We start from the raw sequence: 26,314 nt of genomic DNA, 5'->3' as shown, positions 1-26,314 counted from the left end.
GCCATGAACTGGATCGATTGGGATTTGCTCGACGAACCGGGCCGCTGTGCCGCATTGGCGCGGCCTGCGCAATCGCGCGCGGCGGAGCTGCGCGAGGGCACGGGCCGCATCATCGCCGATGTCCGTGCCCGTGGCGACGAAGCCCTGCGCGAACTGAGCGCGAAATACGACCGTTGCGCCCTGACGGAACTCGAAGTCGACGAGGCCGAGTTCGCCGATGCCGAGGCGTCGCTGGCACCCGCCTTGAAAGCGGCGATCCGCGAAGCCGCCGGACGCATCGAGGTCTTCCACCGTGCCGCCGCACCGCAAGCGGTGGGCGTGGACACTGCGCCCGGGGTGCGCGTGGAGCGCATGCTGCGCCCCATCCAGCGCGTAGGCCTGTATGTGCCGGCAGGCAGTGCGCCGCTGCCTTCCACGGCCTTGATGCTGGGCGTGCCCGCGCGCATTGCCGGTTGCCGCGAAGTGGTGCTGTGCTCGCCCGCGCGCGCCGACGGCCGCTGCGATGCCGCGGTGCTGTATGCCGCGCGCCTCACCGGTGTGCACAAGGTGTTCAAGCTGGGTGGCGCGCAGGCGATCGCCGCGATGGCCTATGGCACGGTTTCCGTACCGAAGTGCGACAAGCTGTTCGGTCCTGGCAACGCATGGGTGACCGAGGCCAAGCTGCAGGTGTCGGCCGAGCCGGAAGGCGCAGCGATCGATATGCCGGCCGGTCCGTCCGAGGTGCTGGTGATCGCCGACGCGGAAGCCAATCCGGTTTTCGTAGCCGCCGATCTGCTGTCGCAGGCCGAACACGGCCCGGACTCGCAGGTGATCCTGGTCAGCGAGTCCGCCTCGCTGCTGGATCGCGTCGAGAGGGAAGTCGCGCGGCAATGCGCCGACTTGCCCCGCGCGGAGATCGCCCGGCAGGCGCTTGGGCAGAGCCGCCTGATTTCGGTGTCGTCGCTCGCGCAGGCGATCGAGGTGAGCAACCGTTACGCGCCCGAGCACCTGATCCTGCAGGTGGCCGCGCCGCGCGCGCTGCTGGCCGGTATCGAAAGCGCCGGATCGGTCTTCCTGGGCGCATGGACGCCCGAATCGGTGGGCGACTACTGCAGCGGCAGCAATCACGTGCTGCCCACCTATGGCCATGCGCGCAGCTACAGCGGCGTATCGGTGGCCAGCTACCAGAAGCAGATCACCGTGCAGGAGCTTTCGGCCGACGGGCTGCGCGCCATCGGCCCATGCACCGCCGTGCTGGCGGCTGCCGAGCAACTTGAAGCGCACCGCCGTGCGGTGACTTTGCGATTGACCGAACTGGAGACGACGAAATGAGCGTGCTCGATCTTGCGCGGGCGGAAATCCGCTCCCTGCAGCCGTATTCCTCGGCGCGCATGGAGGCCAGCGGCGGGCGGCTGCTGCTGAACGCGAACGAATCGGCGTGGGCGCCGACCGGCGATGTGGGCACCGGCTGCAACCGCTATCCGCAACCGCAGCCGTCGGCTCTGGTGGATGTGCTGGCGCGTCTGTACGACGTGCGCCGCGAACAGCTGCTGGTGGGCCGTGGCAGCGACGAAGCCATCGACCTGCTGGTGCGGGCTTTCTGCCGTGCGGGGCGCGATGCGATCCTGATCCAGCCGCCGACCTTCGGCATGTACGCAGTGAGCGCGCGCATCCAGGATGCCGCCGTGGTCGAGGTGCCGCTGCGCGGCGACTTCACGCTGGATGTGGACGCCGTGCTGGCTGCGGTCACCGATGCAGTGAAGCTGGTGTTCGTCTGCACGCCGAACAATCCTGCCGGCAGCGTGGTGTCGCGCGACGACATCGAGCGCCTGGTGCGGGCGCTGGACGGACGCGCGCTATTGGTGGTGGACGAAGCTTATGTGGAGTTCGCGGACGAAGGCAGCGTGGCCGACCTGCTGGACCGCCACGACAACCTTGCCGTGTTGCGCACGCTCTCCAAGGCCTGGGCGCTGGCCGGTGCGCGTATCGGTTGCTTGCTTGCGCATCCGGACGTGATCGCGTTGCTGCGCCGGATCATGCCGCCGTATCCGTTGCCGCTGCCCAGTGTGGACGCAGCCCTGCTCGCGCTGTCCGGGTGGGGCCAGGCGAACGCCCGCGCGCACATCGACGTGGTGCGCAGCGAGCGTGCGCGCATGCGCGCAGCGTTGGCCCGGCTGCCGGGTGTGCGTGGCGTGCTGCCTTCGCAGGCGAACTTCCTCACCGTGCGTTTCGACGATGCCGAGGCCGCGTATCGGCGCCTGTTCGACGCCGGCATCGTGGTGCGTGACGTACGCCGCTATCCTGGCCTGGGCGATGCATTGCGTATCACCGTCGGCGCACCGGCGGACAATGCGCAGGTGCTGGCCGTGCTGGCCAGCTCGGCGACGGTGCGGGGCGCGGCATGAGCGGACGCAAGATCCTGTTCGTCGACCGTGACGGCTGCCTGATCGAGGAGCCACAGGACGAGCAGATCGACAGCTACGAAAAGTTGGCGCTGTTGCCGGGCGTGATCGCCGCGCTGCAGCGCTTCGCCGCTGCGGGCTACGAGCTGGTGATGGTGACCAACCAGGATGGCCTCGGCACGGTGAGTTTTCCTGAGGCGGACTTCCAGGGGCCGCAGGAGTTGCTGCTGCGCATCCTGTCCTCGCAGGGCATCCGCTTCCGCGAGGTGCTGATCGACCGCAGTTTCCCGCACGAGGGCCTGGACACGCGCAAGCCCGGCACCGGCCTGATGCGTGGCTGGCTGGCCGACGACAGCTGGAGCCGTGCGGCTTCGGTAATGGTGGGCGATCGCGAAACCGACCTGAAGTTTGCCGCGAACATCGGCGTGCGCGGTTTGCGTGTTGGGCCGCAAGGCACGACGTGGAGCGAGGTGGCACACCTCGTGCTGGATGCGCCGCGCATCGCCGAGGCGGTACGCAATACCAAGGAAACCCGGATCCGCGTTCGCGTCGACCTGGACAAGTTGGCCGAGCCGAAGGTGCATACCGGCCTGGGCTTCTTCGACCACATGCTGGAGCAGATCGGCAAGCACGGCGGTTTCGCGCTGGAGCTTTCCTGCGACGGCGACATCCACATCGACGAGCACCACACTGTCGAGGATTGCGCGCTGGCGCTGGGGCAGGCGCTCAAGCAGGCGCTGGGCGACAAACGCGGCATCGGTCGCTACGGGTTCTGCCTGCCGATGGACGAGAGCGCGGCGGAGGCGCGGCTGGATCTTTCCGGTCGCCCGTACTTCGTGTTCGAGGGCAATTTTCCGCGCGAACGCGTGGGCGAAGTGGCGGTGGAGATGGTGCCGCACTTCTTCCGTTCGTTGTGCGAAACGCTGGGTGCGAACCTGCATCTCGCGGTGCGCGGCGACAACGCGCACCACATGGTCGAAGCCTGCTTCAAGGTGGTGGCGCGCACGCTGCGCCAGGCGATCCGCCGCGAAGGCGACGAATTGCCCAGCACCAAGGGGGCGCTGTAATGACCGTGGTGCTGGTCGATGCCGGCGGCACCAATATCGGATCGGTGCGTTACGCACTGCAACGCCTCGGCGTGGATGCGGCGCTGACCTCCGATGCCGCGGCGATACGCGCCGCCGACAAAGTGATCCTGCCCGGCGTGGGTGCGGCGGGGCCGGGCATGGCGCGGCTGCGCGAGCTGGGCCTGGTCGAGCTGATGCGCTCGCTGACCCAGCCGGTGCTCGGCGTGTGTCTCGGCATGCAACTGCTCTGCGCGCATTCGGAAGAGGGCGATACCGAGTGCCTCGGCCTGATCCCGGCCACGGTGTGCCGCTTCGCGGAGCGGCCCGGCTTGCGCGTTCCGCACATGGGCTGGAACGGCCTGACCGTGCAAAACGCGCATCCACTCCTGCAGGACCTGTCCGACGGCGAGCAGGCGTATTTCGTGCACAGCTATGCGGTGCCGATGAACGAGTGGACCCTGGCTTCGGCGAATTACGGCGAACCGTTCTCCGCCGTGGTCGCGCGCGGCAACTTCCACGGCATGCAATTCCACCCCGAGCGCTCCGCCACCGTCGGCGCCAGGCTCCTCAAGAATTTCCTCGCCTTATGACGGGTGTCGTATGACTTTTGCCGTGATTCCCGCCATCGACCTGCGCGGCGGCCGTGTGGTGCGCCTGAAGCAGGGCGACTACGCGCAGCAGACGACCTATTCGGACGATCCGCGCGCCGTGGCTCAGCGCTACGCCGAGGCCGGTGCGCGCTGGCTGCACCTGGTCGACCTGGACGGCGCGCGTTCGGGCAGCCTCGACAACCTCGCGGTGATCGAGGCCATCGCCCGCGACGGCATGCAGGTGCAGGCTGGAGGAGGCGTGCGCGAGGAGGACGATCTGCAGCGCCTGTTCGATGCTGGCGTGGCGCGCGTCGTGGTGGGCAGCGTGGCGATCCGTGATCCCGAGCGTGTGGCTGGTTGGCTGGGAAAGCTCGGCGCCGAGCGGCTCACATTGGCGCTGGATACCCGCAACGCCGAAGGCCGCTGGACCTTGCCCAGCGCGGGTTGGATCAAGGCGGAAACGCGCACGCTGGACGAGCTTGCGCCGTGGTATGCCGCGCATGGCGCCCGCCATCTGCTGTGCACCGACATCGAGCGCGACGGCATGCTGGCCGGCTTCAACCTCGGCTTGTATCGCCACCTTGCCGGCATCGTGCCGCAACTGGCGGTGCAGGCCTCGGGCGGCGTGCGTTCGCTGGATGACATCGTCGCGGCGCGCGAAGCCGGCGCGCGCGGTGTGATCCTCGGGCGTGCCCTACTGGAAGGCCGCTTCACCGTGGCAGAGGCTTTGGCATGCTGAGCCGACGCATCATCCCCTGCCTCGACGTACGCGATGGCCAGGTGGTCAAGGGCGTGCGCTTCCGCGACCACGTGGCGATGGGCGGCATCGTGGACCTGGCGCTGCGCTACCGCGACGAAGGCGCCGACGAACTGGTGTTCTACGACATCACCGCCAGCCCGGAAGGGCGCAGCGTGGACCGCGGCTGGGTGGAGAAGGTGGCGCGGGTGATCGACATCCCATTCTGCGTGGCAGGCGGCATCCGCTCCGTGGACGACGCGCGGGCCGTACTGCACGCGGGCGCGGACAAGGTGTCGGTGAACTCCCCGGCGCTGGAACGGCCGGAGCTGGTCGCCGAACTGGCCGCCGCCTTCGGCGTACAGTGCGTAGTGGTGGGTGTCGATTCGCTGCGCGACGCCGACGGCGAGTGGCGTGTACGCCAGTACACCGGCGACCCGTCGAAGACGCGCGCCCTGGCGCGTCGCACGTTGGACTGGGTGGCCGAGGCGCAGCGCCTCGGTGCCGGTGAGATCGTGCTCAACTGCATGGGCAGCGATGGCGTGCGCCAGGGCTACGACCTCGAACAGCTCGGCGCGGTGCGTGCGCTGTGCCGCGTGCCGCTGATCGCGTCGGGTGGCGCCGGCACCATCGAACATTTCCGCGATGCTTTCGTCGAAGCCGACGTGGACGGTGCGCTCGCCGCGAGCGTATTCCACTCCGGCGCGATTGCGATTCCCGAGCTCAAGCGCTACCTGCAAGGGCAGGGCGTGGCCGTGCGAGCCTGTTAGCTCGTCATTCCGCCTTTCGCCGGAATGACGGAGAAACCATACTTTCCTGTATGCCTCGGCGCATACGACTGCAGGTACCGTCCATGAGCGACATCCAGACTGATCTTGCGCGACTCGACTGGCCCAAGGGCGACGGCCTTTTGCCCGCCGTCGTGCAGCACTGGCTGACCGGCGAGGTGCTGATGCTCGGCTACATGAACGCCGATGCCCTGGCGGAAACGCAGCGCAGCGGCCACGTCACGTTCTGGAGCCGCAGCAAGCAGCGTCTTTGGACAAAGGGCGAAAGCTCCGGTCACGTGCTGGCGCTGAAATCCATCCGCGTCGACTGCGACGCCGACACGCTGCTGCTGCAGGCGGAGCCGCACGGGCCGACTTGCCACAACGGAACATCCAGCTGCTTCGGCGACGACGTACGGCCGCCACTGGGCTTTCTGGCCGAGCTCGATGTGCTGGTCGCGCGGCGCGATGCCGATCGTCCGCAAGGCAGCTACACCACCCGATTGTTCGAAGGCGGCGTCCGCCGCATCGCGCAGAAGGTAGGCGAGGAGGGCGTGGAGACTGCGCTTGCCGCCGTAGCGCAAGGCGAAGAGGAACTGCTGGGGGAGGCGGCGGATTTGCTGTTCCACCTCGTCGTGCTGTTGCGTGCACGCGGGCTGTCGCTTGCCGATGCGGCAGGCGTGTTGGCGCGGCGTCACGCTGCGGGTTGAAGCGTCGCCCCAGAGCTCCTTCAAGCTCTCCGCATAAACTGCACTGCCTGGACAGCGAGCCACGGAAGTAGCTCAGCTTTCGGATATCGCGTGGCAGCCCGCCTGTCGCCTAGGATGAACGGCTTCCGCGACCCGCTGCACAATTTGCTTGTAGCTCCGGCGTATCAAACTAGGTGGCTTCTGGTTCCTTCTCCTTGATCATGGGCATCCCGCCCTCGGCACCTCGCGCCGGCTTCGCTGCTCGTCACCACTCCTGCGATGGCATGGGCCGGCACAGGGAAGGAGTTCGGGCGGCGGCAGCGATCGAAACCATCTTCTTACTTGCGACAACGCAGGGCGAGGTCCCCAGTGAATCGGAGATTGTCAGGAAGCCTCAAGGATTCGCCGCGGTGGAAGCGGGCGCCGGCGGCGCCGGCATAAACGGTACAGAGGCGCCGGGCACAACGCCCTTGCGCCAGGCATCCAGTTCGCCTTCGATGCCGTCCCCTACATAGCTCTGCGGTTCCGAGGGCGTGAGCTTGTCATGCTGCTCCCACTGCGCGATCTCGGTTTTGGCCTGGGCGAAGGCATCCACGAAGTTGTCGGTACGGTTCAGGGCATCCACCAGGAACGCGTGGCCGAAGTAGGTGAGGTCGGACTCGGTCCCGCAGCCGAACGAGCTGCGGTCGGTGCGCGCGGAAGTGAGCACCAGCGTGCCGCTGGTGGACAACGGAGGAATGAAGCCGCCGGAATAGCAGGCATTGACCACCACCACCTTCCACTTGAACGGGTGCTCCTTGAGGATCTCGGCGAGGTCCTGCGCACCGATCTGGTCCAGCGGCAGCGGATCCATGTCCACCAGCAGTTCGTGGTCGTCGCTGCCATGGGTGGTGACGTAGAGCATCAGGATGTCGTCCGGCTGCATCACTTTGGAAAGTCCGGTCAACGCGGCTTCGAGGTTGTTCCAGCCGGCAATGGGATGCGTGGAAAGCGAGGCCGGGTTGTTCTCCAGCACCAGCGCGTGCGCGCTGGCGCCGAAGCGTTGGCGGAACAGCTTGGCGGCATATTCGGCTTCGTTGCGGAACACGTCCTGGCTGCCGTCGCCGGCAAAGGCGACCAGGTAGAGGTTGGGCTTGCCGGGAACGCGCGGCCCCAGTTTCGCCAGCTCGTCCTGCAGCATCTTGGGCTGGGAGTACAGCACCTGCTCGGGCGTGGGGGCCTGCTGCGGCCAATTGGCGTCGCCCTCGCTGTCCTCGCCGTCGTCGGCGGACGAACTGGACGAAGCGACACTGCCGGCCGCGGCCACCGTCGTGCCGGCAATGGACGGCGGCGCGGCGTGGCTGGGCAGCCACTGCATCAACAGCAGGCCGGCGGCGAAGGCGAGCAGGGCGGTAAGGACGGTGCGCATGCGGCGGCGGGCTCAGAGGGTGATGGCGTCGAAATCGGCGTAGGCGGGGTGGCGTGGTTCGGTGGGTATTGCCTGCGGTGGACGCAGCAGCCAGCCAGTCTGGAAGCCGGCGGCTCGGGCGGCGTCCAGTTCTTCGACGATGTCGGAGAGGAACAGCAGATGTTGCGGTTGCTCGCCGATGGCCTCGGCGATTTTTTCGTAGGAGTCCTGCTCGCGCTTCGGGCCGGTTTCGGTGTCGAAATAGCCGGCGAACAGCGGGGTGAGGTCGCCACTCTCGCTGTAGCCGAAGAACAGCTTTTGCGCCGGCACCGAGCCGGAGGAATACACGTACAGGTGCAGGCCCTTTGCGCGCCACGCGCGCAACTGCGCCGCCACTTCGGGATAGACATGGGCGCGGTAATCGCCGGCCTCGTAGCCTTCCTGCCAGATCATGCCTTGGAGGGCCTTCAACGCGGTGAACTTGCGATCCTCGTCTATCCAGCGCAGCAGCAAGTCGATCACTTCCTTGCGACTGGCCTCGATGTAGTTGGCTTCCTTCGCCGCTTCGTGCAGCCAGTGCTGCACCTCGGGCCGGTCGGCGTGGGTCTCGACGAAGGCGGGCAGGCGCTTGCGCGCATAGGGAAACAGCACGTCTTTGACGAAGCTGATCGAACTGGTGGTGCCTTCGATGTCGGTGACGATGGCGCGGATTTCGGGCATGGCTGCTGCTTGGGGCGGTGAACGAACAGTTTACCCGGCCTTGCGCGTCAAACCTTTTCCTGGGGGGAAGGCAAGGCTCAGGTTGTGACGGGTTGCATGCGCGGGAAGCCTGCTGCGATGTCGCTGCCGGTGAAGTTGGCCACCCAGCCTTCCTTGTTGGTGAACAGGCGGATCGCCACGAAATAGGGCGCCTCGCTCATGTCGAACCAGTGCCGGGTGCCGTCCGGCACGCCGATCAGGTCGCCCTGCTCGCACAGCACCTCGTAGACCTTGCCGGCTATGTGCAGGGTGAATTGGCCGGCACCAGCCACGAAAAAACGCACCTCGTCCTCGCTATGGGTGTGTTCGGAGAGGAACTTCTGGCGCAGCGCGGCGCGATCCGGGTGATCGGGCGCGAGGCTGATCACGTCCACCGACTGGTAGCCTTCCTCGCGCATCAGGCGGTCGATGTCGTTGCGGTAAGCGGCGATCACCGTGTCCTGGCCGGCGCCGGGAGCGATGGGCTGGTTGGCAGCCCACTGTTCGAAGCGCACCCCAACCTTGCCCAGCTCGCGGGCGATGGCCGCGTGCTCGGCATGGAGGGACAGCGGTGTTGCCGGATGGTTTTCGTCGAAGATGCGCAGACGGCTCATGCGTTGAGTCTCCGTAGGTCGAGTTCGCAGCCCAGCAGGAATTCCAGTGCCTCCAGATGGCGTCGCGCCTCGGCCATGTCGCGGCCCCAGGTGTAGATGCCATGGCCGTCGATCAGGTAGGCCGCGAGCGGCTTGCCGGCGTCCAGCCATGCGTCGACGCGCGCCACCAGCTCGGGCATATGCTGGGTGTTGGGAAACACCGGGATTTCCAGCACGCTTTCGTGCGTGGTGTGGCCGGCGATGGCCTTCTGCAATTCCCAGCCCTCCAGCCGAATCAAGCCGTCGCGCGCGAACAGCCGCGATGCCACGCTCTGCGTGCGCGAATGGGTGTGCAGCACAGCCTGTGCTCCCGGCCAGCGCCGGTAGATCTGGGTATGCAGCGCGGTTTCCGCGCTGGGGCGGGCGTCGGTGCCGACGGCATGGCCTTGCATGTCCACCAGCATGATGTCGTTGCGGCCCAGCTTGCCCTTGTCGCGGCCGGAGATGGTGATCGCGGCGTGTTCCGCATCGATGCGCATCGAGAAGTTGCTGCTGGTGGCAGGCGTCCATCCGGCGAGCGCCAGTTCGCGAGCTGCATCGGCGATGGCCTCGGCTCGCGCTGCGAAGAGGCTGGGTGGAATCGAGTCGGGCAGCTGTTGGCTCATGCAAATGGACGTCCAAACGAGTGCGAAACTATATCACGCATGAAGGGGTCGCCCTGCGGCAACGTGTCTGCACCGAATGCGATCCATTCGCGCCTCGATTTGGACGGTGGGCGTAGCATTCCGGATGTTTCCACCATCACGCGTGGTGGGGGCGTTGGCCCATGACGGAGGTTTCCGATGTCTCGTGACGAAAACAACGAATCGCGTCGCCGTTTCCTTAAGTTGGCTGCCGGCACCACGGCGGCCGTGATGGCAATAGGCGGTCTGCCGCGCGTGGTCCGCGCTGCCGATCTGCCGCACGTGGACGATTCCGACCCGACCGCCAAGGCGCTGGGTTATGTGGAGGATGCCAGCAAGACTACCGATCCCAAGCACAAGGCCGGCGACGCGTGCGCCAATTGCCAGTTTTACTCCGGTGGTCCGACCGGCTACGGCCCGTGCGCACTGTTTCCGGGCAAGGCAGTCAATGCGAAGGGATGGTGCGTGTCGCATTCGCCGAAGGCGAAGTGACCGAGCGATTCAGTCTGTTGCATCGATGATATGCGTGAAAGGCCGGCACGAGTTGCCGGCCTTTCTTTTGCGCGTGTTCGGCGCGGGGATCGATTGCCAACGGCTGCGTCGTGCAGTCGTGGAATGCGAAGGGAAGGGCGGCGGGAAAAGTGCTGCCCGGCGCGTCAGGCTTGAGGAGCTACCCACCTGACGCGCCGGGCGGCGATCCGGGGCCCACTGCCAAGTGATCAACCCTCGGACTGAGGATCATACCCCCGGCCGAGGCGAATGGGCTGTGGATAGTCGAGGCTCTTTCGGAAATATTCCGTTAAGTCATTCAAAGACAAGGATTTGTTTTTGAATTTGGAGTGTCCCCGGGTGCGGCGGCACTTCGAGACTGGGCCGGTCATGATCGGCATTGATGGCCGAAAAAGGGATGGTTTTCGGCACATTTTGCCGAAGTTCCGCTTCAGGCACTGGCCTGGGCGCGGCGCAGTTTGCTGTGCCGGTAGCCGTAGCCGAAGTAGATCGCCAGGCCGATCACCGTCCAGCTGATCATCAGCAGCCAGTTGAACCAGGACATGAAACTCAGCAGCGCCAGGCAGCTCAGCACGCCGGCGGGACAGATCACCCACGCCCACGGCACGCGGAAGCCGCGATGCAGCTGCGGGGCGGTGTAACGCAGGATCAGCACGCCCGCGCACACCGCGACGAACGCGATCAGTGTGCCCATCGAAGTGAGGTCGGCCAGCAGGTCCAGCGGAAACACCGCGGCGAGGATGGCGATGCCGACGCCGGTGATCACCGTGTTGATGTGCGGCGTGCGGTGACGCGGATGGATGCGCTCGAGTACCGGCGGCAACAGACCGTCGCGCGCCATGATCATGAAGATGCGCGGCTGCGCGATGATCATCACCAGGATCACGGATGACAGGCCGATCAGGGCGCCGATCTCCACCACCCCGCGCAGCCATGCCAGCTGCGGGATGTTCTTGATGGCGGTGACCACCGGATCGGGCGTGTCGAGCTGGGTGTAGGAAATCAAGCCGGTCAGTACGGCCGCCATCGCCAGGTAGAGCACCGTGCAGATCACCAGAGAGACCAGCGTGCCGAAGGGCAGGTCGCGCTGCGGGTTCTTGCATTCCTGCGCGGCGGTGGAGGTGGCCTCGAAGCCGATGTAGGCAAAGAACACCATCGCCGCGCCGCGCATGATGCCCGACCAGCCGTACTTGCCTGACGCCACATTGTCGGGGATGAAGGGATGCCAGTTGGCCGGGTTGATGTAGCGGTAGCCGGCCACCACCACGATAATGATGAGGCCCACCTTTAGCGCCACCATCAGCACGTTGAGGCCGGCTGATTCCTTGATGCCGACGTAGCACAGCGCCGTCAGCGCCATCACGATGGCGACCGCGGGCAGATTCATCAGATGTCCGGTTGCCACGAGGTGGCCATCGGTGAAAGCGAGCGGTGCATCGGTCAGCGTTGCGGGCAAATGGATACCGACTTCGCCGAGGAGACTGACGAAATAGCCGGTCCAACTGGCCGCGACGGCGGATGCGGAGATCCCGTACTCCAGCACCATGTTCCAGCCGATGAACCATGCCACCAGTTCGCCCAGCGTGGCGTACGCATAGGAATAGGAACTGCCCGAGATCGGGATCAACGTGGCGAACTCGGCGTAGCACAGCGCGGTGAAGCCGCTGCAGATCGCCGCGAGGATGAAGGAGATCAGCACCGCCGGGCCGGCATGCTCGGCTGCCGCCTGTCCGGTGACCACGAAAATGCCGGTGCCGATGACGGCGCCGATGCCCAATGCGGTGATCCCCCAGGGGCCGAGCGTGCGCCTCAGTCCAATGCCGTGCGCGCCATCGGCGCTGGAGAAATCGATCTTGCGGGCGAGCAGTTGCTTGAACATGGGACTTCCAAACAAGGAACCGGCACGACGTGGTCGTGCCGGTAATGTGGCGAATGACTTGTGCCTGCGCGAATCAGTCCGCTTCGGTACCGTGGGCCAGGTGGCTCTTGCGGTAGCCGTACAGGTAGTACACCACCAGGCCGATCGCACCCCACACGAAGAAGGTGATCTTGGCTTCGCTTGACAGATTGAGGAACAGCAGCAGGCAGCCGATCACCGCCAGCGGACAGATCACCCACGGCATCGGCGTGCGGAACGGACGCGGACGATCGGGCTGCGTGCGGCGCAGTATCAGTACACCCAAGGCGACCATGATGAAGGCGAACAGCGTGCCCGAGTTGGTGATGTCAGCAAGGATGCCGACCGGGAACAGCGCTCCGAACAGCGAGACGAAGGTGCCGGTGATCAGGGTGATCACGTGCGGCGTGTGGAAGCGCGGGTGGATCTTGGCGAGCGAGTGCGGCAGCAGGCCGTCGCGCGACATGGTGAAGAAGATACGGGTCTGGCCATAGGTCATCGTCAGGATCACCGACGGCAATGCGATGCCGGCGGCAAAGGCGATGAAAGCGGCGACTGTATTGTGGTTGAGCAGGCGCACCACATGGGCCAGCGCCTCCTTGCTGCACACCAGCGCCTGTGAACCGTCGCAGGCCGCAGCAAACGCTGGAGTGCCCGGCTCAAGCGCCAGACCGTTCGGGCCCAGCATGGGCTGCGCACCTACTGAACCCACGGCACCGTAGCTCACGAGGAGGTAGTAGACGGTGCACACGCCCAGCGAAGCGATCAGGGCGATCGGGATGTTGCGATTAGGGTTCTTAGTTTCCTCGGCAGCGGTGGAGATGGCATCGAAGCCGATGTAGGCGAATACGATGGAGGCCGCCGCGCCCAGTACGCCGATGCCGCCCATCGGGCTGCCCCAGCCGTTCGGCACGAAGGGCGTGAAGTTCTGGTCCTTCACCGCAGGCAGTGCGACGAAGATGAAGGCGGTGAGGGCGGCAATCTTGATCAGCACCAGCACGGTGTTGACCTTGGCGGACTTCGAAGTGCCGACCACCAGCAGGCCGGTGACCGCCAGGCCGATCAGGCAGGCCAGCAGGTTGAAGCTGCCGCCATCCATCGGGCCAGCCTGCAGGAAGTGCGGCAGCCCGTACCCCGCATGCGCGAGAAGGCCGTTGACGTAGCCAGCCCAGCCCACGCATACCGTACTTGCGGCGATGGTGTACTCCAGCACCAATGCCCAGCCCACGATCCACGCGACGCCCTCGCCAAGCACGCCGTAGGTATAGGTGTAGGCCGAGCCGGCCACCGGCACCATCGCGGCGAGTTCCGCGTAGGCCAGCGCGGCGAAAGCGCAGACCACCGCGGCGATCACGAACGCGATCATCATGCCGGGACCGGCCTTCTGGCCCGCCTCGGCGGTGAGCACGAAGATGCCGGTGCCGATGATCGCGCCGATGCCCAACATGGTGAGCTGGAAGGCTCCGAGCTGGCGGGTGAGGCTTTTCTTTTCCGCCGTGGCGATGATCTGATCGATCGGCTTGATGCGTTTGAACAGCATGTGTTGCTCCCCGGGAAACTACGGCGTCACGCTCGAACGGAAACGCGACGAAAAGGGGCGCGACGAGCCGACGGACGCCCAACCATAGCCGAGCGGTTGGAGGGGGACAAGACGCGATGCAGCTAGAATGCGCTTTGTTTTCCGCGCCTCTGCCACAAGTCATGCCACTTCATTTTCCGCATATCGCTACCGCGCTGGACGACTATCTCACGCGGCATCCCGAAGAGGGCGAGACCGTCGCCGACTTCGAGGTGTTCCTCGCCTCCCACAGGGCCGTGTTCGAGCGCGGCCATGCCGTCGGTCATTTCACCGGGTCCGCCTGGCTGACGAGTGCGGACGGCGAGCGCGTGCTGCTCACGCATCACGCCAAACTGCGGCGCTGGCTGCAGCTCGGCGGCCATGCCGATGGAGACAGCGAACTGGCGCGCGTGGCCCTGCGCGAAGCCGAAGAGGAATCCGGTCTGGGCGATTTGACGGTCGAGCGGGAGATCTTCGACATCGACCGCCACCGCATTCCCGCGCGCGTCGGTGAGCCGGAGCATTGGCATTACGACGTGCGGTACGTGGTGCGCGCCACCGGCAGCGAGGAGTTTGCGATCAACGCGGAATCGCTGGCGCTGGCATGGCAGCCGGTACGCGAGATCGTGCGTAATCCGCAGGCCGATGACTCGCTGCGGCGCATGGCGGGCAAGTGGCTGGCGCGCTCACCGTAGATGCTCTTCGTGCGCGAATGCTCCGGCGCTTCGATCGGAGCACAAGGTAATCGCGCACAGGTGCTCCTACCCGTAGCGTTCTGGCGCGGGATTGAGGTGTCCGCAATCCTGGCAGGTACGCGCCTCGCGTGAGCGGTAGAAACGTTCGAATACGGGCGGGAAATCGCGCTCGATGCTGTCGAGGACGAAGTACTCCTCATACAGCTTGTGGTTGCAGCGCTCGCAGAACCACAGCAGGCCGTCCTTCTCATGTGGCAGACGCCGCCGCTCGATCACCAGGCCGATGGAGTCGACCATGCGTTGTGGCGAATGCGGCACGCGCGCCGGCAAGTAGAACATCTCGCCGGCATGGATCGGGATGTCGCGCGCCACGCCGTCGTCCTGCACTTTCAGCACCATCTCGCCTTCGAGCTGATAGAAGAACTCGGGGCCTTCATCATGGTGGTAATCGGTGCGCGCGTTCGGGCCGCCCACGATCATGACGATGAAATCCCCGTCCACGATGCACTTGTTTCCCACCGGCGGCTTGAGCAGATGGCGATGCTCGTCTATCCAGCGTTGCAGGTCGAAGGGGGCAGTAAGGGCCATGGAGGATCGGTCGAGTGAGAGGCCAAGTATCGGCGGAGCACGGGTGACGATAGCGCGATTTAAGGCGCCCAACCCAGGCTATGGGCCAGCGAACGGCCGGTGAGGCGGTAGCCGTCCGGGCTGAGGTGGATGAGATCGTGCCCCATCAGGCTGGGGTTGGCATGCGCCCAGCCATAGCTGCCGCCCGGGCCGCCCATGAGATCCTGCCAACTCCACGCCACGCAACCGAAGCGGCTGCCCACGTCGCGCTGTATCTGCTCGATGCGCTGGTGGATGCGGCCGTAGGTGAGCAGCGGCAGCGTGCCGCCCTTGCCCTGGCGCAGCACGCCGCGATCGGGCGGCCCGACGAGCACGCAGGACGCGGCGGGAAATACCTGCCGCAGGTTGCCCAGCGCCCGGCTCAGCATGGTCGCGTACTTGTCTCCGTCGAAATCAGGGTCGGCGCCTTCGTTCGTGCCGTATTCCAGCACCACGCCGTCGTAACTCACGCCGTGCAATGCCTGAGCAAGCGCTTCCGGATTGGCGTTCGCCCAGCCTTTGGCGGTGGCAGACGGGATGCCGAAGAAATCGAACGCGACGTCCGGTACTTGCGTGCGATCGAGAATGAAGCCCTGCAATACCAGCTTGCCTCGCGACAGGCGCAGCTTGAGGGTGGAGATCGGGGCGTCGGCGCGTAGCGCCACCATGTGGCTGGTGGCCGCTGCGGGCAGGGACACCGTACGTTGCACGCGGTCGTCGATGACGTAATCGATGGATGCACCGGCGGGGGCGCTGTAGACCAGTTGCACCTGTTGCACGTCGGTTTGCCGCGCCGCGTCGCGCAGATCGAGCCAGAGATAGCTGTCCGGGCCGGCATCGACAGTGCGATTGGCCAATGCCGGCCCGATGTCCAGCGTCGTCGGCGAGGTGTAGGCAATCTCGGTCGTCCAGCTTGAGCCGATGCAGTAAGCGCGCAGGCCGGGCAGCACGATGTTGGCGCGGCCCATGGTCGGCGGCAGGAAGCGTGCTTCCACGCTGAGCCCCTTGTCGCGCAAGGCCTGGATCAGGGTGGGTGCGAACGGACCGCCGGCAATATGGCTGTCGCCCCAGAAGGCAATGCGACGCGGACGGGTGGCGCTACCCGGTGCGAATCCGGCAATGGTTCCGGCAGCCAGCAAGGGTTGTGTGCGGATGACCGTGCGGGCCAGCGACCCGAGCTCGGCATCGCTGGGCATCTGCGAGCCCACCAGGGCGGCGCGACCGCCGGGATTGGTCGCGGACGGCTTGGGCTGGGCCGGCGACGTGTTGGGGCACACCAGGTCGTTGACGCCACCCACGGGCGGTGCACCATCCTGCGCCATCAGCGGCCGGCAGAAAGACAAAGCAAGCCAGCCAGCGCACCAGGCACTGATCGTCAATAAGCGCGAAACAGATGCCATGCGCCACGTACTCCGGTTATTCAAGAATCCATGCCTGCCAAGGATCCGGGCAGGCCGTTCTGCTTCAGGTAAATGAGGTGTTTCCTGTGCAGCTTCCTGCTGTAGATGCCGTCGGGCGCATCGCCGAGGATGCGTTGCAGGTCGCGCACCACTTCGCCGCGTTCGCCAAGATGGAAGGTCTGGGCAAGCACGCTCTCGCGAGTGTAGGTGTTAGGGGAGCTGGAATGCGGGCGACCCAGCGCCGCTACGCAGCGCCAGCGGACGAAACCGACCGGTTTGACGACCTCGCCCTGTGGATTCGCCCATCCCTGCGTCGAAATGCGGTTGGCCACTTCGATCTGCTGGGCAGGCGTCGCTTCCGCCGGGGTCGGGGCGAATTCGTCGCCGCCCCAGGTTTTCCAGTCATCCACCGAAATCCCAAGGCCGCCCGAGCGGTGTCCGTTGTTTTTCCAGTTGGCGTCGGTTTCGCACAGCGCCATCTTGCGCCAGTAGGTGTCGCTGGCGGCTGACTGGGCGGCGAGCACCAAGGTCGGCGAGAGGTCGCCTGCCATGTTGGCACTTGCTTGAGACACGAGGGTGGTGTCCGTTGCCGGCGTGTTGTCTCGCGCCAGATGCCCGGTGCGCATGATCTCGGTGATGAACGCGCGCTGCCCGATGGTGGTCAGGTGCACGCCGTCGGAGACGAAGTAGTCGGGCTGGTTTTCGGAGAGGTCGCTCCAGCGCACCACCACGACGTTGGGAAACTCCGGCGCGACGCGGTCGATAAGCGCGTTGTTCGCTTCCATCCAGCGCCGCGGCACGTGCGTGTTGACCAGCACCACGCGCTTGCAGTCCGACAGCATGGAGAGGATCTGCCGCAGTTGCTCCTCGGTGACGTACCCGTTCGTTCCCAGGTGCACCAAGGCGACGGCGCGCAGCGAGCCGGCGTTCTTGAGCGCCTTGAGCTGGCGGATGACGTCGGCGGCCTGCCACCCCATCGTGGCGTGCACGTCCACGCCGGGAAGGGTGACCTTCAGCAGCCTGCTGGAACCCAGCAGCACCGAATCGCCTATGGCAGTGAGATCGCCACCGGTATACGTCTGGACGGTGGGTTCATCCGGTAGCGTCGGCACGACCGGCGGAACGATTGGCTCGATGGGAATTTCCACCGACGTGGCGGAAAGAGGGGCGAGCTTGCCTTGCAACGCAATGGGCGTTGCCGGCGCATCCAGCGACAGCGCTTCGCGCACGTCCAGTGCGGGCCTCGCTTCGGCAGGGGCGTGCCGCAGGGTCGCGCCCACGGAGCCGAAGGCCAGAGCCATCGACAACGCGATGGCCAGTCGCCCCGACCAGGCGTGGCGACGCTTGCCGGCGAAGACGCGTTCGAGCGCGCCGCGCCGTACCGGCATCTCCAGCCAACGGTAGGACAGTTCGGCGACGGCGAGCGTGAGCATGATGCGCAAGACAAGCGTCTCGCCGTGGCCCAGCCTGCGCAGGTCGATGTCCGGCCGCGTCAGCATGAAGATGGGCCAATGCCACAGGTAGATGCCGTAGGAACGCTCGCCGAGCCAGCGCATTACCGGGTTGTCCAGGCAGCGGCCGAAGGCCATGCCGGGATGGGTGGCCACGGCGATCAGAGTGATGGCCGCAGTGGCTGCTCCCAGGAAGCCCCAGGGATAGAGCACAGGCGAATTCTCGCCCATCACGGCGAACAGCATGATCATCAGGGCGAGCGCCCAGAGGCCGAGCAGCCAGCCAAGGATGCGTAGTGCGATGCCCGGGCGTTCGGCCGGCGACGGTTGCCAGAGCAGCCCAAGCGCCGACCCAAGCAGCAAGGCGAAGCCATGGGTGTCGGTCCCGAAATACAACCGGGACGGATCGCCCTGTCCGGGGTAGCCCATCCGTTGCGCAAGCACCACCATCCAGGTCGCCGAGGCGATGGCAAGCAGGATGGCGACGGTCGCCAGCGCTCGCCGGCCAATGCGCGGCAACACGATGAAGGCCAGCGGTGCCCAGGCGATGTAGAACTGCTCTTCGATCGCCAGCGACCACAAGTGCTGCAGCAGCGGCGGCCGGCCGGTGGCTTCGAAGTACGAGGTCTGGCTGCGCAGCAGTTCCCAGTTGGTGGCGTAGAAAAACGAGGCGAAGGCATCGCTGCGCAGGTGGGGCAACGCGTCGCGCGCGACCCGCGCCGCGACGGCCACGACGACAGCCATCATCAGCCAGGCGGCCGGAAGCAGGCGCTTGGCGCGCCGCCAATAAAAGTTGCGCAGACCGAGCCGTCCCGTATCGTCCACCTCGCGGGCGATCAGGCCGGTGATCAGGAAGCCCGAGATGACGAAGAACAGGTCGACTCCCAGGTAGCCGCCGCGGGCCCAATAGAAGTCGGCATGGAAAAGCACGACGGCCGTGACCGCGATGGCCCGGAGGCCATCGAGTCCGGAAAGGCGTGCGGCGGGGACTGGAACAGCTTGCGTGGAGACAACGGCCACCCCTGGATGGCCTTCCACTTCCTGTGGGTACTCGGCGACTAGCATGGAGCTGTTCTTGGGTTGGAGGATGGTGCGAAAAGGATGGTCGCCCATTGTGCTGGGGCGGCGGCCAAAACGGGCGAATTCGGGGCGGCTTGGGGCGCCCTCCCGGTCAAACCTCCAGTGTGGCGAGGTCGCCCTTTTCCTCCAGCCAGGCCTTGCGGTCGCTGGCGCGCTTCTTGGCGAGCAGCAAGTCCATCAGCCTCGCGGTGCCGTCGTCGCCCTCCACGGTGAGCTGGACGAGGCGACGGGTGTCGGGATGGATGGTGGATTCGCGCAATTGCGGCGGGTTCATCTCGCCCAGGCCCTTGAAGCGGGTAACGCTGACCGCGCCCTTCATCTTCTCGCGCTCGATCTTCTGCAGCATCGCCTGCTTTTCGTTCTCGTCGAGGCAGTAGAACACCTGCTTGCCCACATCGACGCGGAACAGCGGCGGCATCGCCACGAACACGTGGCCCTCGCTGACCAGATGCGGGAAGTGCTTGAGGAACAGCGCGCTGAGCAGGGTGGCGATGTGCAGGCCGTCGGAGTCGGCATCGGCGAGGATGACAACCTTGCCGTAGCGCAGGCCGGCGAGGTCGTCCTTGCCTGGGTCGCAGCCGATCGCGACGGCGAGGTTGTGCACTTCCTCGGAGGCCAACACCGAGGTCGATTCCACTTCCCAGGTGTTGAGGATCTTGCCGCGCAGCGGCAGGATCGCCTGGAACTCCTTGTCGCGCGCCTGCTTGGCGCTGCCGCCGGCGGAGTCGCCCTCCACCAGGAACAGCTCGGTGCGCGAGAGATCGGTGGAGGTGCAGTCGGCCAGCTTGCCGGGCAGGGCGGGGCCTTGCACGATCTTCTTGCGTACCACCTGCTTGGCGGCCTTGAGCCGCGCGCTGGCACGCTCGATGGCGAGCTGGGCGATGCGTTCACCGCTGTCCACGTTCTGGTTCAGCCACAGGCTGAAGGCGTCGTGCACCACGTTCTCCACGAGCGCGGCGGCATTGCGCGAGGAGAGGCGCTCCTTGGTCTGACCGGCGAACTGCGGATCGAGCAGCTTGGCGCTGAGCACGAAGGCGAGCCGCTCCCACACGTCTTCCGGCGCCAGCTTCACGCCGCGCGGCAGCAGGTTGCGGATGTCGCAGAATTCGCGGATGGCATTGGTGAGGCCGGAGCGCAGGCCGTTGACGTGGGTGCCGCCCTGCGCGGTGGGGATCAGGTTGACGTAGCTTTCTTGCACCAGCTCGCCTTCCGGCAACCAGGCCAGCGCCACGTCCATGCCTTCGGTGTCGCGCGCGATGTGATGCACGAAGAGATCTGCCGGCAGCGCCTCGCCGCCGTCGAGTTCGCCGCGCAGGTAGTCGCGCAGGCCGTCCTCGTAGAGCCATTCGCTGGTCTCGCCGCTGGCTTCGTCGGTGAGCTTCACCGCGAGGCCGGCGCACAGCACGGCCTTGGCGCGCAGCAGGTGCTTGAGTTTCGACAGCGAGATCTTCGGCGAGTCGAAGTATTTCGGGTCGGGCCAGAAGTGCACGGTGGTGCCGGTCTTCTTCTTCGGCACCGTGCCGATCACCTGCAGCTCGCTCACGCGGTCGCCGTGCTCGAAGGCCATGCGGTATTCGTTGCCGTCACGGCGGATGGTCACTTCCACACGCTGCGACAGCGCGTTCACCACCGACACGCCCACGCCGTGCAGGCCGCCGGAGAAGTTGTAGTTCTTGCCGCTGAACTTGCCGCCCGCGTGCAGGCGAGTAAGGATCAGTTCCACGCCCGGAATGCCTTCCTCCGGATGGATGTCCACCGGCATGCCGCGGCCGTCGTCGGTGACCCCGACCGAGCCGTCCGAGTGCAGCACCACCTCGATCGCTTTCGCGTGGCCGGCCAGCGCCTCGTCCACCGAGTTGTCGATCACCTCCTGCGCCATGTGGTTGGGGCGGGTGGTGTCGGTGTACATGCCCGGGCGGCGCTTGACCGGGTCCAGGCCGGAAAGGACTTCAATGTCGGCGGCGTTGTAGCGACTGCTCATGCGTGGGGAATATGCCGGTGGAAACGCCGCAGCATGGCTGCGGGTGGGTGGAGGGTCAAGCCGTTCGACGTGGCGCGATCAAAGTGGAGCGCAATGCCACTCCAGCCAGGCGAGGTCGGCACCTTCCAGCAGCGGCGCCAGTGCCGCGCGCACGGTGGCATGGTAGTCGTCCAGCCACGCGCGCTCGTCGGGGCCAAGCAGGCTCGGTTCCAGTGCACGGCGGTCGAACGGGCACAACGTGAGCGTCTCGAAGGCGTAGTAGTCACCGAACTCGGTGCGCTCGGCTTCGGCTACCACCGCGAGGTTTTCGTGGCGGATGCCGTGGCGACCCGGCTTGTACAGGCCAGGTTCGATGGACGAGATCATGCCCGGCTCCAGCGCCACCAGCGCGCCGCCGGAAATCGGCGGCCGGATGGATTGCGGACCTTCGTGCACGTTGAGGAAGTAGCCCACGCCGTGCCCGGTGCCATGGCCATAATCGCAGCCGGCCGCCCACAGCGGCGCGCGCGCCAGCGCATCGAGCTGCGGGCCGCTGGCGCCTTTCGGGAAGCGGGCGCGGGACAGCGCGATCATACCCTTCATCACCAGCGTCGCATCGCGTCGCTGTTCGGCCGTGGTCTCGCCCAGCGCCAGCACGCGGGTGATGTCGGTGGTGCCGCCGAGGTATTGGCCGCCGGAGTCGATCAGCAGCAGGCCCTTCGCCTGCAGCGTGCTGTGCGACGCCTGCGTGGCGCGGTAGTGCGGCAACGCGCCGTTGGCCTGGTAGCCGGCGATGGTGGCGAAACTTTCGCCGATGAAGTCCGGCTGCGCGGCGCGGGCGGCGTGCACGAGGCGGTGCACGTCCAGTTCGGTGAGCGGCTTGCCTTGCGCGAGCTGATGCTCGATTTCACGGAACGCGCCGGCCAGTGCGGCACCGTCGCGGCGCATCACCTCGCGCACGTGGTCCAGCTCGGCCGGTGTCTTCAGCGCCTTGAACGCAGTGCTGGGGTTGGCGGCTTCGGTGCGTTGCACGGCGGCAGGAATCGTGTTGCTGATCGCGCAAACCACGCGACCGGCATCGAACAGCAGCGTGTCGGCCTTGCCCAGCTCGGCCAGTGCGCCGGTGATGCCTTCGTAGGACGCGATGGCAATGCCATCGGCGGCGAGCTGCGCCACCAGTGCGTCGTCGAACTTGCCGCGCTCGGCGAACAGCGTGGCCTTGCCTTCGGTGGCCACCAGCAGGTGGGCGAGAAACACCGGGTTGCACTCCACGTCGCTGCCGCGCAGGTTGGTGAGCCAGGCGATGTCGTCGAGACTGGAGAGCAGGTGGTGCGTGGCGCCGTGCTTGCGCATGGCGCTGCGCAGTCGCGCGAGCTTGTCCGCGCGGGCGGTGCAGGCCCAGGCGATGGGATGCTCGACGATGCGTGCATGCGGGAGACCGGGACGATCGTCCCAGATCGTGCCAGGCAGGTCGAGATCGGTGCGCACGCGCACACCGTGTTCGGCCAGCTTGCCTTCCATCGAGCGCAGGCCGGCCAGCGACACGCTGTCGCCGGCCACGGCGAGGGTTTCACCATGATGCAGGTGCGAAGCCAGCCAGTCGAGGTGTTCGGCCGTGTGCGCCACGCGCAGCTTCATCAAGGCGACACCGGTGCCGGCCAGTTGCTGTTCGGCCTGCGAGAAGTAGCGTGAGTCCGTCCACAGGCCCGCGTGTTCGCGCGTGACGATCAGCGTGCCGGCCGACCCGTCGAAGCCGGACAGCCATGCGCGCGCCTGCCAGCGTTCGGGCAGGTATTCGGACAGGTGCGGGTCGGCGCTGGGGACGATCACGGCGGCGATGCCGTGCTGCTGCATGATCGTGCGCAACGCGGCGATCCGGGCGGGGATGGGGGCGGTCATGGGTAGGGCTTCATGCGCTTCGAGGAAGCGGCGATTTTACTCGGCATGGCGGTGAGGTGGGTTCAGTGTCGCATCATAGCGGCGCGCAGCTGCGATCACGGTGGCATGAAGCATGGCAATATTGAACTCTGGCTCTTGTTTTTAAGGTGGCACATGAACAAGTTGGTTCTGGTGATCGCGTTGTGTTGGTTGGCTCTGCCAAGGCTAGTGGCAGCGGGTGAGTCCAACTTTGGTGAACGCACGGTGGCGCAATTGCCAGCCAGCGACTTCTTCAAGTTCTTCTCTCTGACGCGGGTCGGTGAACAGACCGCGCCGAACACAAAGGACACCTACATCGTTTACGGCACGCCTGGTCAATTCAGCGGGCAGGTATTCGTACTCGTGAAGGTTGGCAAGGACGGCCAAATGATCGAGAGCATGCTGGCGGCCATCACGCGGTCTTTCATCGATACGCCGGCCACATCGACGTTCGCGCGGGACTTCGCAAAATCGTTCATCCAATTCGCGACGCCTGCCGAGGCTCGGTCGGGCGTATCGGGGCTGGTGCGCGAAATCTGGACTGGCGTGTCGCCCGGCATGACCCGCTATGTCAAACACGGCAGCACCTTGGATCGTATAACGCCGGAACAATCGACGCAGGCGAGCGATGCCTACCGGACATTCATGGGCAACCAGCAGAAAGCGACCGTGACGCTTCCGGATGATTGGGAGATCACGTTGCAGAACGGCGCGGAACCTGGCAAGCAGCCAACGTTGACCATCGCTGTGGAATCGCATCACAGCTAAACAACGCATGCGCCGCATGTCGGACTCGGTACGCTGGGCTTTTTGCTTGGCGAACGGGGCTTTAGCTCGGCCCACCGAGTTCCGCGCTCGGCACGTGCCATTTTTTGCTCGGCTCGTCGGGTTTTTTGCTCGATGAGCCGAGTTCCGGGCTCGCCGGCCTGAGCAGAAAGCCCAGCGCGCGGAGCGGGAGGCTCGGAAAGTCAGCCTCAATAGTGCATTTTCACAAGCGACCCTGCCTTCGGCTTCCAAACATCTCGCAGTGAAGCCCGTCTGCCGCTAAAATGTGCCTTTCCAGCACGGCTGCATCCCATGACCCCCCTGATTTTCGTCACCGGCGGTGTGGTGTCCTCGCTTGGCAAGGGCATCGCCGCGGCGTCGCTGGCCTCCATTCTGGAAGCGCGTGGCCTCTCGGTCACCATGATGAAGCTCGATCCCTACATCAATGTGGATCCGGGCACCATGAGCCCGTTCCAGCATGGCGAGGTCTATGTCACCGACGACGGCGCCGAGACCGATCTCGACCTCGGCCACTACGAGCGCTTCGTCCATACCCGCCTCACCGGCAAGAACTCCATCACCACCGGCAAGATCTACGAGAGCGTGATCCGCAAGGAGCGCCGCGGCGACTACCTGGGCGCCACCGTGCAGGTGATCCCGCACATCACCGACGAGATCAAGCACTGCATCCACGAGGCCACGCGCGGCTTCGACGTGGCGCTGGTGGAGATCGGCGGCACGGTGGGCGACATCGAGTCGCTGCCGTTCCTCGAGGCGATCCGCCAGCTGCGCTCCGAGCACGGGCCGGAAAAGTGCCTGTTCATGCATCTCACCCTGGTGCCCTTCATCAAGGCCGCCGGCGAGATCAAGACCAAGCCGACCCAGCATTCGGTGAAGGAGCTGCGCTCCATCGGCATCCAGCCGGACATCCTGCTGTGCCGCAGCGAGCAGCCGCTGCCTGAGGGCGAGCGCCGCAAGATCGCGCTGTTCACCAACGTGCCTGAGAACGCCGTGATCAGCGCGGTGGACGTGGACGTGATCTACAAGACCCCGCTGTGGCTGCACCAGCAGGGTCTGGACGAGATCGTGGTGAAGCGGCTGGGCCTCGACGCGAAGCCGGCCGATCTCTCCGGCTGGCAGCGCACGGTGGATGCCGTGGTGCACCCGAAGGACGAGGTCACCGTGGCCATCGTCGGCAAGTACGTGGAGCACAAGGACGCCTACAAGTCGCTGGGCGAGGCGCTGCGCCATGGCGGCATCAAGCAGCAGACGCGGGTGAACCTGCAGTGGATCGATTCCGAGCAGGTCGAGGCCGAGGGTGCCGCCAAGGTGCTGGGCGGCATGGACGCGATCCTGGTGCCGGGCGGCTTCGGCAAGCGCGGCTTCGAGGGCAAGATCATGGCCGCGAAGTACGCGCGCGAGCACGGCGTGCCGTACTTCGGCATCTGCTACGGCATGCACGCGGCGGTGGTGGATTTCGCCCGCCACGTGGCCGGCCTGGCCGATGCTGATTCCAGCGAGAACGACCGCAACACGCCCAATCCGGTGATCGCGCTGATCACCGAATGGACGACGGCTGCCGGCGAAGTCGAGCAGCGCAGCGAGCGCTCGGATCTCGGCGGCACCATGCGCCTTGGTGCGCAGGAATGCCGTCTCAAGGCCGGCACGCTGGCGCGCGAGATGTACGGCCAGGAAGTGGTGCGCGAGCGTCACCGCCACCGCTACGAATTCAACAACCGCTACCGCCAGAGTTTCGAGGACCAGGGCCTGGTGATCTCCGGCAAGTCGATGGACGACCTGTTGGTGGAGATCGTCGAACTGTCGCCGCAGAAGCACCCGTGGTTCCTCGGCTGCCAGGCACACCCGGAGTTCACCTCCACACCGCGCGACGGCCATCCGCTGTTCATCGGCTTCGTGCACGCCGCGCGCGAGTACAAGGCGGTGCGCGACGGGCAGAAGCTGGCGCAGGGAGCCGTGGCATGAAGCTGTGCGGGTTCGAAGTCGGCCTCGACCAGCCGCTGTTCCTGATCGCCGGCCCCTGTGTGGTCGAATCCGAGCAGTTGCAGTTGGATACCGCCGGCAGGCTCAAGGAGATCACCGGCAAGCTGGGCATCCATTTCATCTTCAAGTCCAGCTTCGACAAGGCCAACCGTTCTTCCGGCACCAGCTTTCGCGGCCTGGGCATGGAAGAAGGGTTGCGTATCCTCGGCGAGGTGAAGCGCCAGATCGGCGTGCCGGTGCTTACCGACGTGCACGAGTACACCCCGTTCGCCGAGGTGGCTTCGGTGGTGGACGTGCTGCAGACGCCTGCCTTCCTGTGCCGCCAGACCGATTTCATCCAGGCCGTGGCCCGTGCCGGCAAGCCGGTGAACATCAAGAAGGGCCAGTTCCTCGCGCCCTGGGACATGAAAAACGTGGTCGCCAAGGCCAAGGACGTCGGCAACGACGCCATCATGGTGTGCGAGCGCGGCGCCAGCTTCGGCTACAACAATCTGGTTTCCGACATGCGCAGCCTGAGCGCGATGCGCGACACCGGCTGCCCGGTGGTGTTCGACGCCACGCACTCGGTGCAGCTGCCGGGCGGGCAGGGTACGAGCTCCGGCGGCCAGCGCGAGTTCGTGCCGGTGCTGGCGCGTGCCGCGGTGGCGGCTGGCGTGGCCGGTCTGTTCGCCGAAACCCATCCCGATCCTTCCAAGGCGCTCAGTGACGGTCCCAACGCATGGCCGCTGGACAAGATGGAAGCGTTGCTGGAAACCCTGCTGGAACTGGACGCCGTGACCAAGCGTCACGGCTTCCTCGAAAACACTTTGTAAGCCCCGGATCGTCCCCTCTCCAAAACTTTTG

At 65.9% G+C, this 26,314-nt stretch carries 23 protein-coding genes; 12 read left to right on the top strand and 11 right to left on the bottom strand.

From position 1 onward, the window contains the following. Nucleotides 1-3: 3 nt before the first annotated feature. From hisD to hisIE, 7 genes are all read left to right on the top strand, one after another. Nucleotides 4-1,311: a histidinol dehydrogenase gene (hisD, locus tag IHE49_RS10945; RefSeq protein ID WP_192157768.1), complete on the top strand. Its 1,308-nt coding sequence runs from the start codon at nucleotides 4-6 to the stop codon at nucleotides 1,309-1,311. Beyond that, a complete protein-coding gene (hisC, locus tag IHE49_RS10940; protein WP_192157766.1) occupies nucleotides 1,308-2,384 on the top strand; it encodes a histidinol-phosphate transaminase in 1,077 nt (358 codons plus the stop codon). The genes hisD and hisC overlap by 4 nt, the downstream gene beginning before the upstream one ends. Continuing rightward, nucleotides 2,381-3,448: a bifunctional histidinol-phosphatase/imidazoleglycerol-phosphate dehydratase HisB gene (gene hisB / locus IHE49_RS10935; RefSeq protein ID WP_192157764.1), complete on the top strand. Its 1,068-nt coding sequence runs from the start codon at nucleotides 2,381-2,383 to the stop codon at nucleotides 3,446-3,448. The genes hisC and hisB overlap by 4 nt, the downstream gene beginning before the upstream one ends. Further along, nucleotides 3,448-4,038 (top strand): imidazole glycerol phosphate synthase subunit HisH, encoded by a 591-nt coding sequence (gene hisH, locus IHE49_RS10930; RefSeq protein ID WP_192157762.1) that lies wholly within the window; start codon nucleotides 3,448-3,450, stop codon nucleotides 4,036-4,038. The genes hisB and hisH overlap by 1 nt, the downstream gene beginning before the upstream one ends. A 10-nt stretch (nucleotides 4,039-4,048) precedes the next feature. After that, nucleotides 4,049-4,777 carry a 1-(5-phosphoribosyl)-5-[(5-phosphoribosylamino)methylideneamino]imidazole-4-carboxamide isomerase gene (hisA, locus tag IHE49_RS10925; RefSeq protein WP_192157760.1) on the top strand — a complete coding sequence of 243 codons (729 nt, stop codon included), beginning with the start codon at nucleotides 4,049-4,051 and terminating at the stop codon, nucleotides 4,775-4,777. Next, a complete protein-coding gene (gene hisF / locus IHE49_RS10920; RefSeq protein WP_192157758.1) occupies nucleotides 4,771-5,544 on the top strand; it encodes an imidazole glycerol phosphate synthase subunit HisF in 774 nt (257 codons plus the stop codon). Before hisA ends, hisF begins: the two co-directional genes overlap by 7 nt. A gap of 83 nt (nucleotides 5,545-5,627) precedes the next feature. Then, complete coding sequence (hisIE, locus tag IHE49_RS10915; protein ID WP_192157756.1) at nucleotides 5,628-6,251, top strand: bifunctional phosphoribosyl-AMP cyclohydrolase/phosphoribosyl-ATP diphosphatase HisIE; 624 nt, start codon at nucleotides 5,628-5,630, stop codon at nucleotides 6,249-6,251. Nucleotides 6,252-6,624: 373 nt separating this feature from the next. Here hisIE and IHE49_RS10910 read toward each other — a convergent pair whose 3' ends face one another. From IHE49_RS10910 to IHE49_RS10895, 4 genes are all read right to left on the bottom strand, one after another. After that, nucleotides 6,625-7,638: a C13 family peptidase gene (locus IHE49_RS10910; protein ID WP_192157754.1), complete on the bottom strand. Its 1,014-nt coding sequence runs from the start codon at nucleotides 7,636-7,638 to the stop codon at nucleotides 6,625-6,627. Between the two features lie 12 nt (nucleotides 7,639-7,650). Continuing rightward, a complete protein-coding gene (mtnC, locus tag IHE49_RS10905; RefSeq protein ID WP_192157752.1) occupies nucleotides 7,651-8,337 on the bottom strand; it encodes an acireductone synthase in 687 nt (228 codons plus the stop codon). A gap of 77 nt (nucleotides 8,338-8,414) precedes the next feature. Continuing rightward, nucleotides 8,415-8,969: an acireductone dioxygenase gene (locus IHE49_RS10900; protein ID WP_192157750.1), complete on the bottom strand. Its 555-nt coding sequence runs from the start codon at nucleotides 8,967-8,969 to the stop codon at nucleotides 8,415-8,417. Then, nucleotides 8,966-9,613 carry a methylthioribulose 1-phosphate dehydratase gene (locus IHE49_RS10895; protein WP_192157748.1) on the bottom strand — a complete coding sequence of 216 codons (648 nt, stop codon included), beginning with the start codon at nucleotides 9,611-9,613 and terminating at the stop codon, nucleotides 8,966-8,968. The genes IHE49_RS10900 and IHE49_RS10895 overlap by 4 nt, the downstream gene beginning before the upstream one ends. 177 nt (nucleotides 9,614-9,790) lie before the next feature. On the opposite strand from IHE49_RS10895, the gene IHE49_RS10890 reads away from it, so the two are divergent. After that, nucleotides 9,791-10,123, top strand: a complete 333-nt coding sequence (locus tag IHE49_RS10890; protein WP_192157746.1) for a high-potential iron-sulfur protein — start codon at nucleotides 9,791-9,793, stop codon at nucleotides 10,121-10,123. A gap of 448 nt (nucleotides 10,124-10,571) precedes the next feature. On the opposite strand, the gene IHE49_RS10885 is transcribed toward IHE49_RS10890, so the two are convergent. Then, nucleotides 10,572-12,020: an amino acid permease gene (locus IHE49_RS10885; protein ID WP_192157744.1), complete on the bottom strand. Its 1,449-nt coding sequence runs from the start codon at nucleotides 12,018-12,020 to the stop codon at nucleotides 10,572-10,574. A 73-nt stretch (nucleotides 12,021-12,093) separates the two neighbouring features. Beyond that, nucleotides 12,094-13,578 carry an amino acid permease gene (locus IHE49_RS10880; RefSeq protein ID WP_192157742.1) on the bottom strand — a complete coding sequence of 495 codons (1,485 nt, stop codon included), beginning with the start codon at nucleotides 13,576-13,578 and terminating at the stop codon, nucleotides 12,094-12,096. A gap of 161 nt (nucleotides 13,579-13,739) precedes the next feature. Between IHE49_RS10880 and IHE49_RS10875 the strand changes: the two genes are divergently transcribed. Continuing rightward, nucleotides 13,740-14,291 (top strand): NUDIX hydrolase, encoded by a 552-nt coding sequence (locus IHE49_RS10875; protein ID WP_192157740.1) that lies wholly within the window; start codon nucleotides 13,740-13,742, stop codon nucleotides 14,289-14,291. 66 nt (nucleotides 14,292-14,357) lie between these two features. Here the strand turns inward: IHE49_RS10875 and IHE49_RS10870 are convergent, their stop codons facing one another. From IHE49_RS10870 to IHE49_RS10850, 5 genes are all read right to left on the bottom strand, one after another. Beyond that, nucleotides 14,358-14,879, bottom strand: a complete 522-nt coding sequence (locus IHE49_RS10870) for a 3-hydroxyanthranilate 3,4-dioxygenase (RefSeq protein WP_192157738.1) — start codon at nucleotides 14,877-14,879, stop codon at nucleotides 14,358-14,360. Nucleotides 14,880-14,938: 59 nt separating this feature from the next. Then, a complete protein-coding gene (locus IHE49_RS10865; RefSeq protein WP_192157736.1) occupies nucleotides 14,939-16,297 on the bottom strand; it encodes a hypothetical protein in 1,359 nt (452 codons plus the stop codon). 20 nt (nucleotides 16,298-16,317) lie between these two features. After that, the gene (locus IHE49_RS10860; RefSeq protein WP_192157734.1) at nucleotides 16,318-18,813 is read right to left on the bottom strand and encodes an acyltransferase family protein; all 2,496 of its coding nucleotides are present in this window, start codon (nucleotides 18,811-18,813) and stop codon (nucleotides 16,318-16,320) included. Between the two features lie 106 nt (nucleotides 18,814-18,919). Continuing rightward, complete coding sequence (gene parE / locus IHE49_RS10855; RefSeq protein WP_192157732.1) at nucleotides 18,920-20,809, bottom strand: DNA topoisomerase IV subunit B; 1,890 nt, start codon at nucleotides 20,807-20,809, stop codon at nucleotides 18,920-18,922. 78 nt (nucleotides 20,810-20,887) lie between these two features. Further along, complete coding sequence (locus IHE49_RS10850) at nucleotides 20,888-22,687, bottom strand: aminopeptidase P family protein (protein WP_192157730.1); 1,800 nt, start codon at nucleotides 22,685-22,687, stop codon at nucleotides 20,888-20,890. Between the two features lie 12 nt (nucleotides 22,688-22,699). Here IHE49_RS10850 and IHE49_RS10845 point away from each other — a divergent pair, with 12 nt between their 5' ends. The 3 genes from IHE49_RS10845 to kdsA all read left to right on the top strand — a co-directional run bounded on the left by IHE49_RS10845 (nucleotide 22,700) and on the right by kdsA (nucleotide 26,283). After that, nucleotides 22,700-23,473 carry a hypothetical protein gene (locus IHE49_RS10845; protein ID WP_192157728.1) on the top strand — a complete coding sequence of 258 codons (774 nt, stop codon included), beginning with the start codon at nucleotides 22,700-22,702 and terminating at the stop codon, nucleotides 23,471-23,473. Between the two features lie 309 nt (nucleotides 23,474-23,782). After that, nucleotides 23,783-25,453 carry a CTP synthase gene (locus IHE49_RS10840; RefSeq protein ID WP_192157726.1) on the top strand — a complete coding sequence of 557 codons (1,671 nt, stop codon included), beginning with the start codon at nucleotides 23,783-23,785 and terminating at the stop codon, nucleotides 25,451-25,453. Continuing rightward, nucleotides 25,450-26,283: a 3-deoxy-8-phosphooctulonate synthase gene (gene kdsA / locus IHE49_RS10835; protein ID WP_192157724.1), complete on the top strand. Its 834-nt coding sequence runs from the start codon at nucleotides 25,450-25,452 to the stop codon at nucleotides 26,281-26,283. Before IHE49_RS10840 ends, kdsA begins: the two co-directional genes overlap by 4 nt. Nucleotides 26,284-26,314: the final 31 nt, after the last annotated feature.

It is taken from the genome of Rhodanobacter sp. 7MK24 (genome assembly GCF_014842995.1).
In the GTDB taxonomy this organism is placed as follows: Bacteria; Pseudomonadota; Gammaproteobacteria; order Xanthomonadales; family Rhodanobacteraceae; genus Rhodanobacter_A.
This window is presented reverse-complemented; position numbering and strand designations above follow the sequence as displayed.

Coding starts and splice junctions, on each gene's coding strand:
- IHE49_RS10865 (WP_192157736.1), bottom strand. CDS start 16,297: ATGGCATCTGTTTCGCGCTTATTGACGATCAGTGCCTGGTGCGCTGGC.
- hisH (WP_192157762.1), top strand. CDS start 3,448: ATGACCGTGGTGCTGGTCGATGCCGGCGGCACCAATATCGGATCGGTG.
- hisB (WP_192157764.1), top strand. CDS start 2,381: ATGAGCGGACGCAAGATCCTGTTCGTCGACCGTGACGGCTGCCTGATC.
- IHE49_RS10890 (WP_192157746.1), top strand. CDS start 9,791: ATGTCTCGTGACGAAAACAACGAATCGCGTCGCCGTTTCCTTAAGTTG.
- hisF (WP_192157758.1), top strand. CDS start 4,771: ATGCTGAGCCGACGCATCATCCCCTGCCTCGACGTACGCGATGGCCAG.
- parE (WP_192157732.1), bottom strand. CDS start 20,809: ATGAGCAGTCGCTACAACGCCGCCGACATTGAAGTCCTTTCCGGCCTG.
- IHE49_RS10910 (WP_192157754.1), bottom strand. CDS start 7,638: ATGCGCACCGTCCTTACCGCCCTGCTCGCCTTCGCCGCCGGCCTGCTG.
- IHE49_RS10845 (WP_192157728.1), top strand. CDS start 22,700: ATGCGCTTCGAGGAAGCGGCGATTTTACTCGGCATGGCGGTGAGGTGG.
- IHE49_RS10885 (WP_192157744.1), bottom strand. CDS start 12,020: ATGTTCAAGCAACTGCTCGCCCGCAAGATCGATTTCTCCAGCGCCGAT.
- IHE49_RS10860 (WP_192157734.1), bottom strand. CDS start 18,813: ATGCTAGTCGCCGAGTACCCACAGGAAGTGGAAGGCCATCCAGGGGTG.
- hisC (WP_192157766.1), top strand. CDS start 1,308: ATGAGCGTGCTCGATCTTGCGCGGGCGGAAATCCGCTCCCTGCAGCCG.
- hisD (WP_192157768.1), top strand. CDS start 4: ATGAACTGGATCGATTGGGATTTGCTCGACGAACCGGGCCGCTGTGCC.
- hisIE (WP_192157756.1), top strand. CDS start 5,628: ATGAGCGACATCCAGACTGATCTTGCGCGACTCGACTGGCCCAAGGGC.
- IHE49_RS10850 (WP_192157730.1), bottom strand. CDS start 22,687: ATGACCGCCCCCATCCCCGCCCGGATCGCCGCGTTGCGCACGATCATG.
- kdsA (WP_192157724.1), top strand. CDS start 25,450: ATGAAGCTGTGCGGGTTCGAAGTCGGCCTCGACCAGCCGCTGTTCCTG.
- IHE49_RS10870 (WP_192157738.1), bottom strand. CDS start 14,879: ATGGCCCTTACTGCCCCCTTCGACCTGCAACGCTGGATAGACGAGCAT.
- mtnC (WP_192157752.1), bottom strand. CDS start 8,337: ATGCCCGAAATCCGCGCCATCGTCACCGACATCGAAGGCACCACCAGT.
- hisA (WP_192157760.1), top strand. CDS start 4,049: ATGACTTTTGCCGTGATTCCCGCCATCGACCTGCGCGGCGGCCGTGTG.
- IHE49_RS10875 (WP_192157740.1), top strand. CDS start 13,740: ATGCCACTTCATTTTCCGCATATCGCTACCGCGCTGGACGACTATCTC.
- IHE49_RS10840 (WP_192157726.1), top strand. CDS start 23,783: ATGACCCCCCTGATTTTCGTCACCGGCGGTGTGGTGTCCTCGCTTGGC.
- IHE49_RS10895 (WP_192157748.1), bottom strand. CDS start 9,613: ATGAGCCAACAGCTGCCCGACTCGATTCCACCCAGCCTCTTCGCAGCG.
- IHE49_RS10900 (WP_192157750.1), bottom strand. CDS start 8,969: ATGAGCCGTCTGCGCATCTTCGACGAAAACCATCCGGCAACACCGCTG.
- IHE49_RS10880 (WP_192157742.1), bottom strand. CDS start 13,578: ATGCTGTTCAAACGCATCAAGCCGATCGATCAGATCATCGCCACGGCG.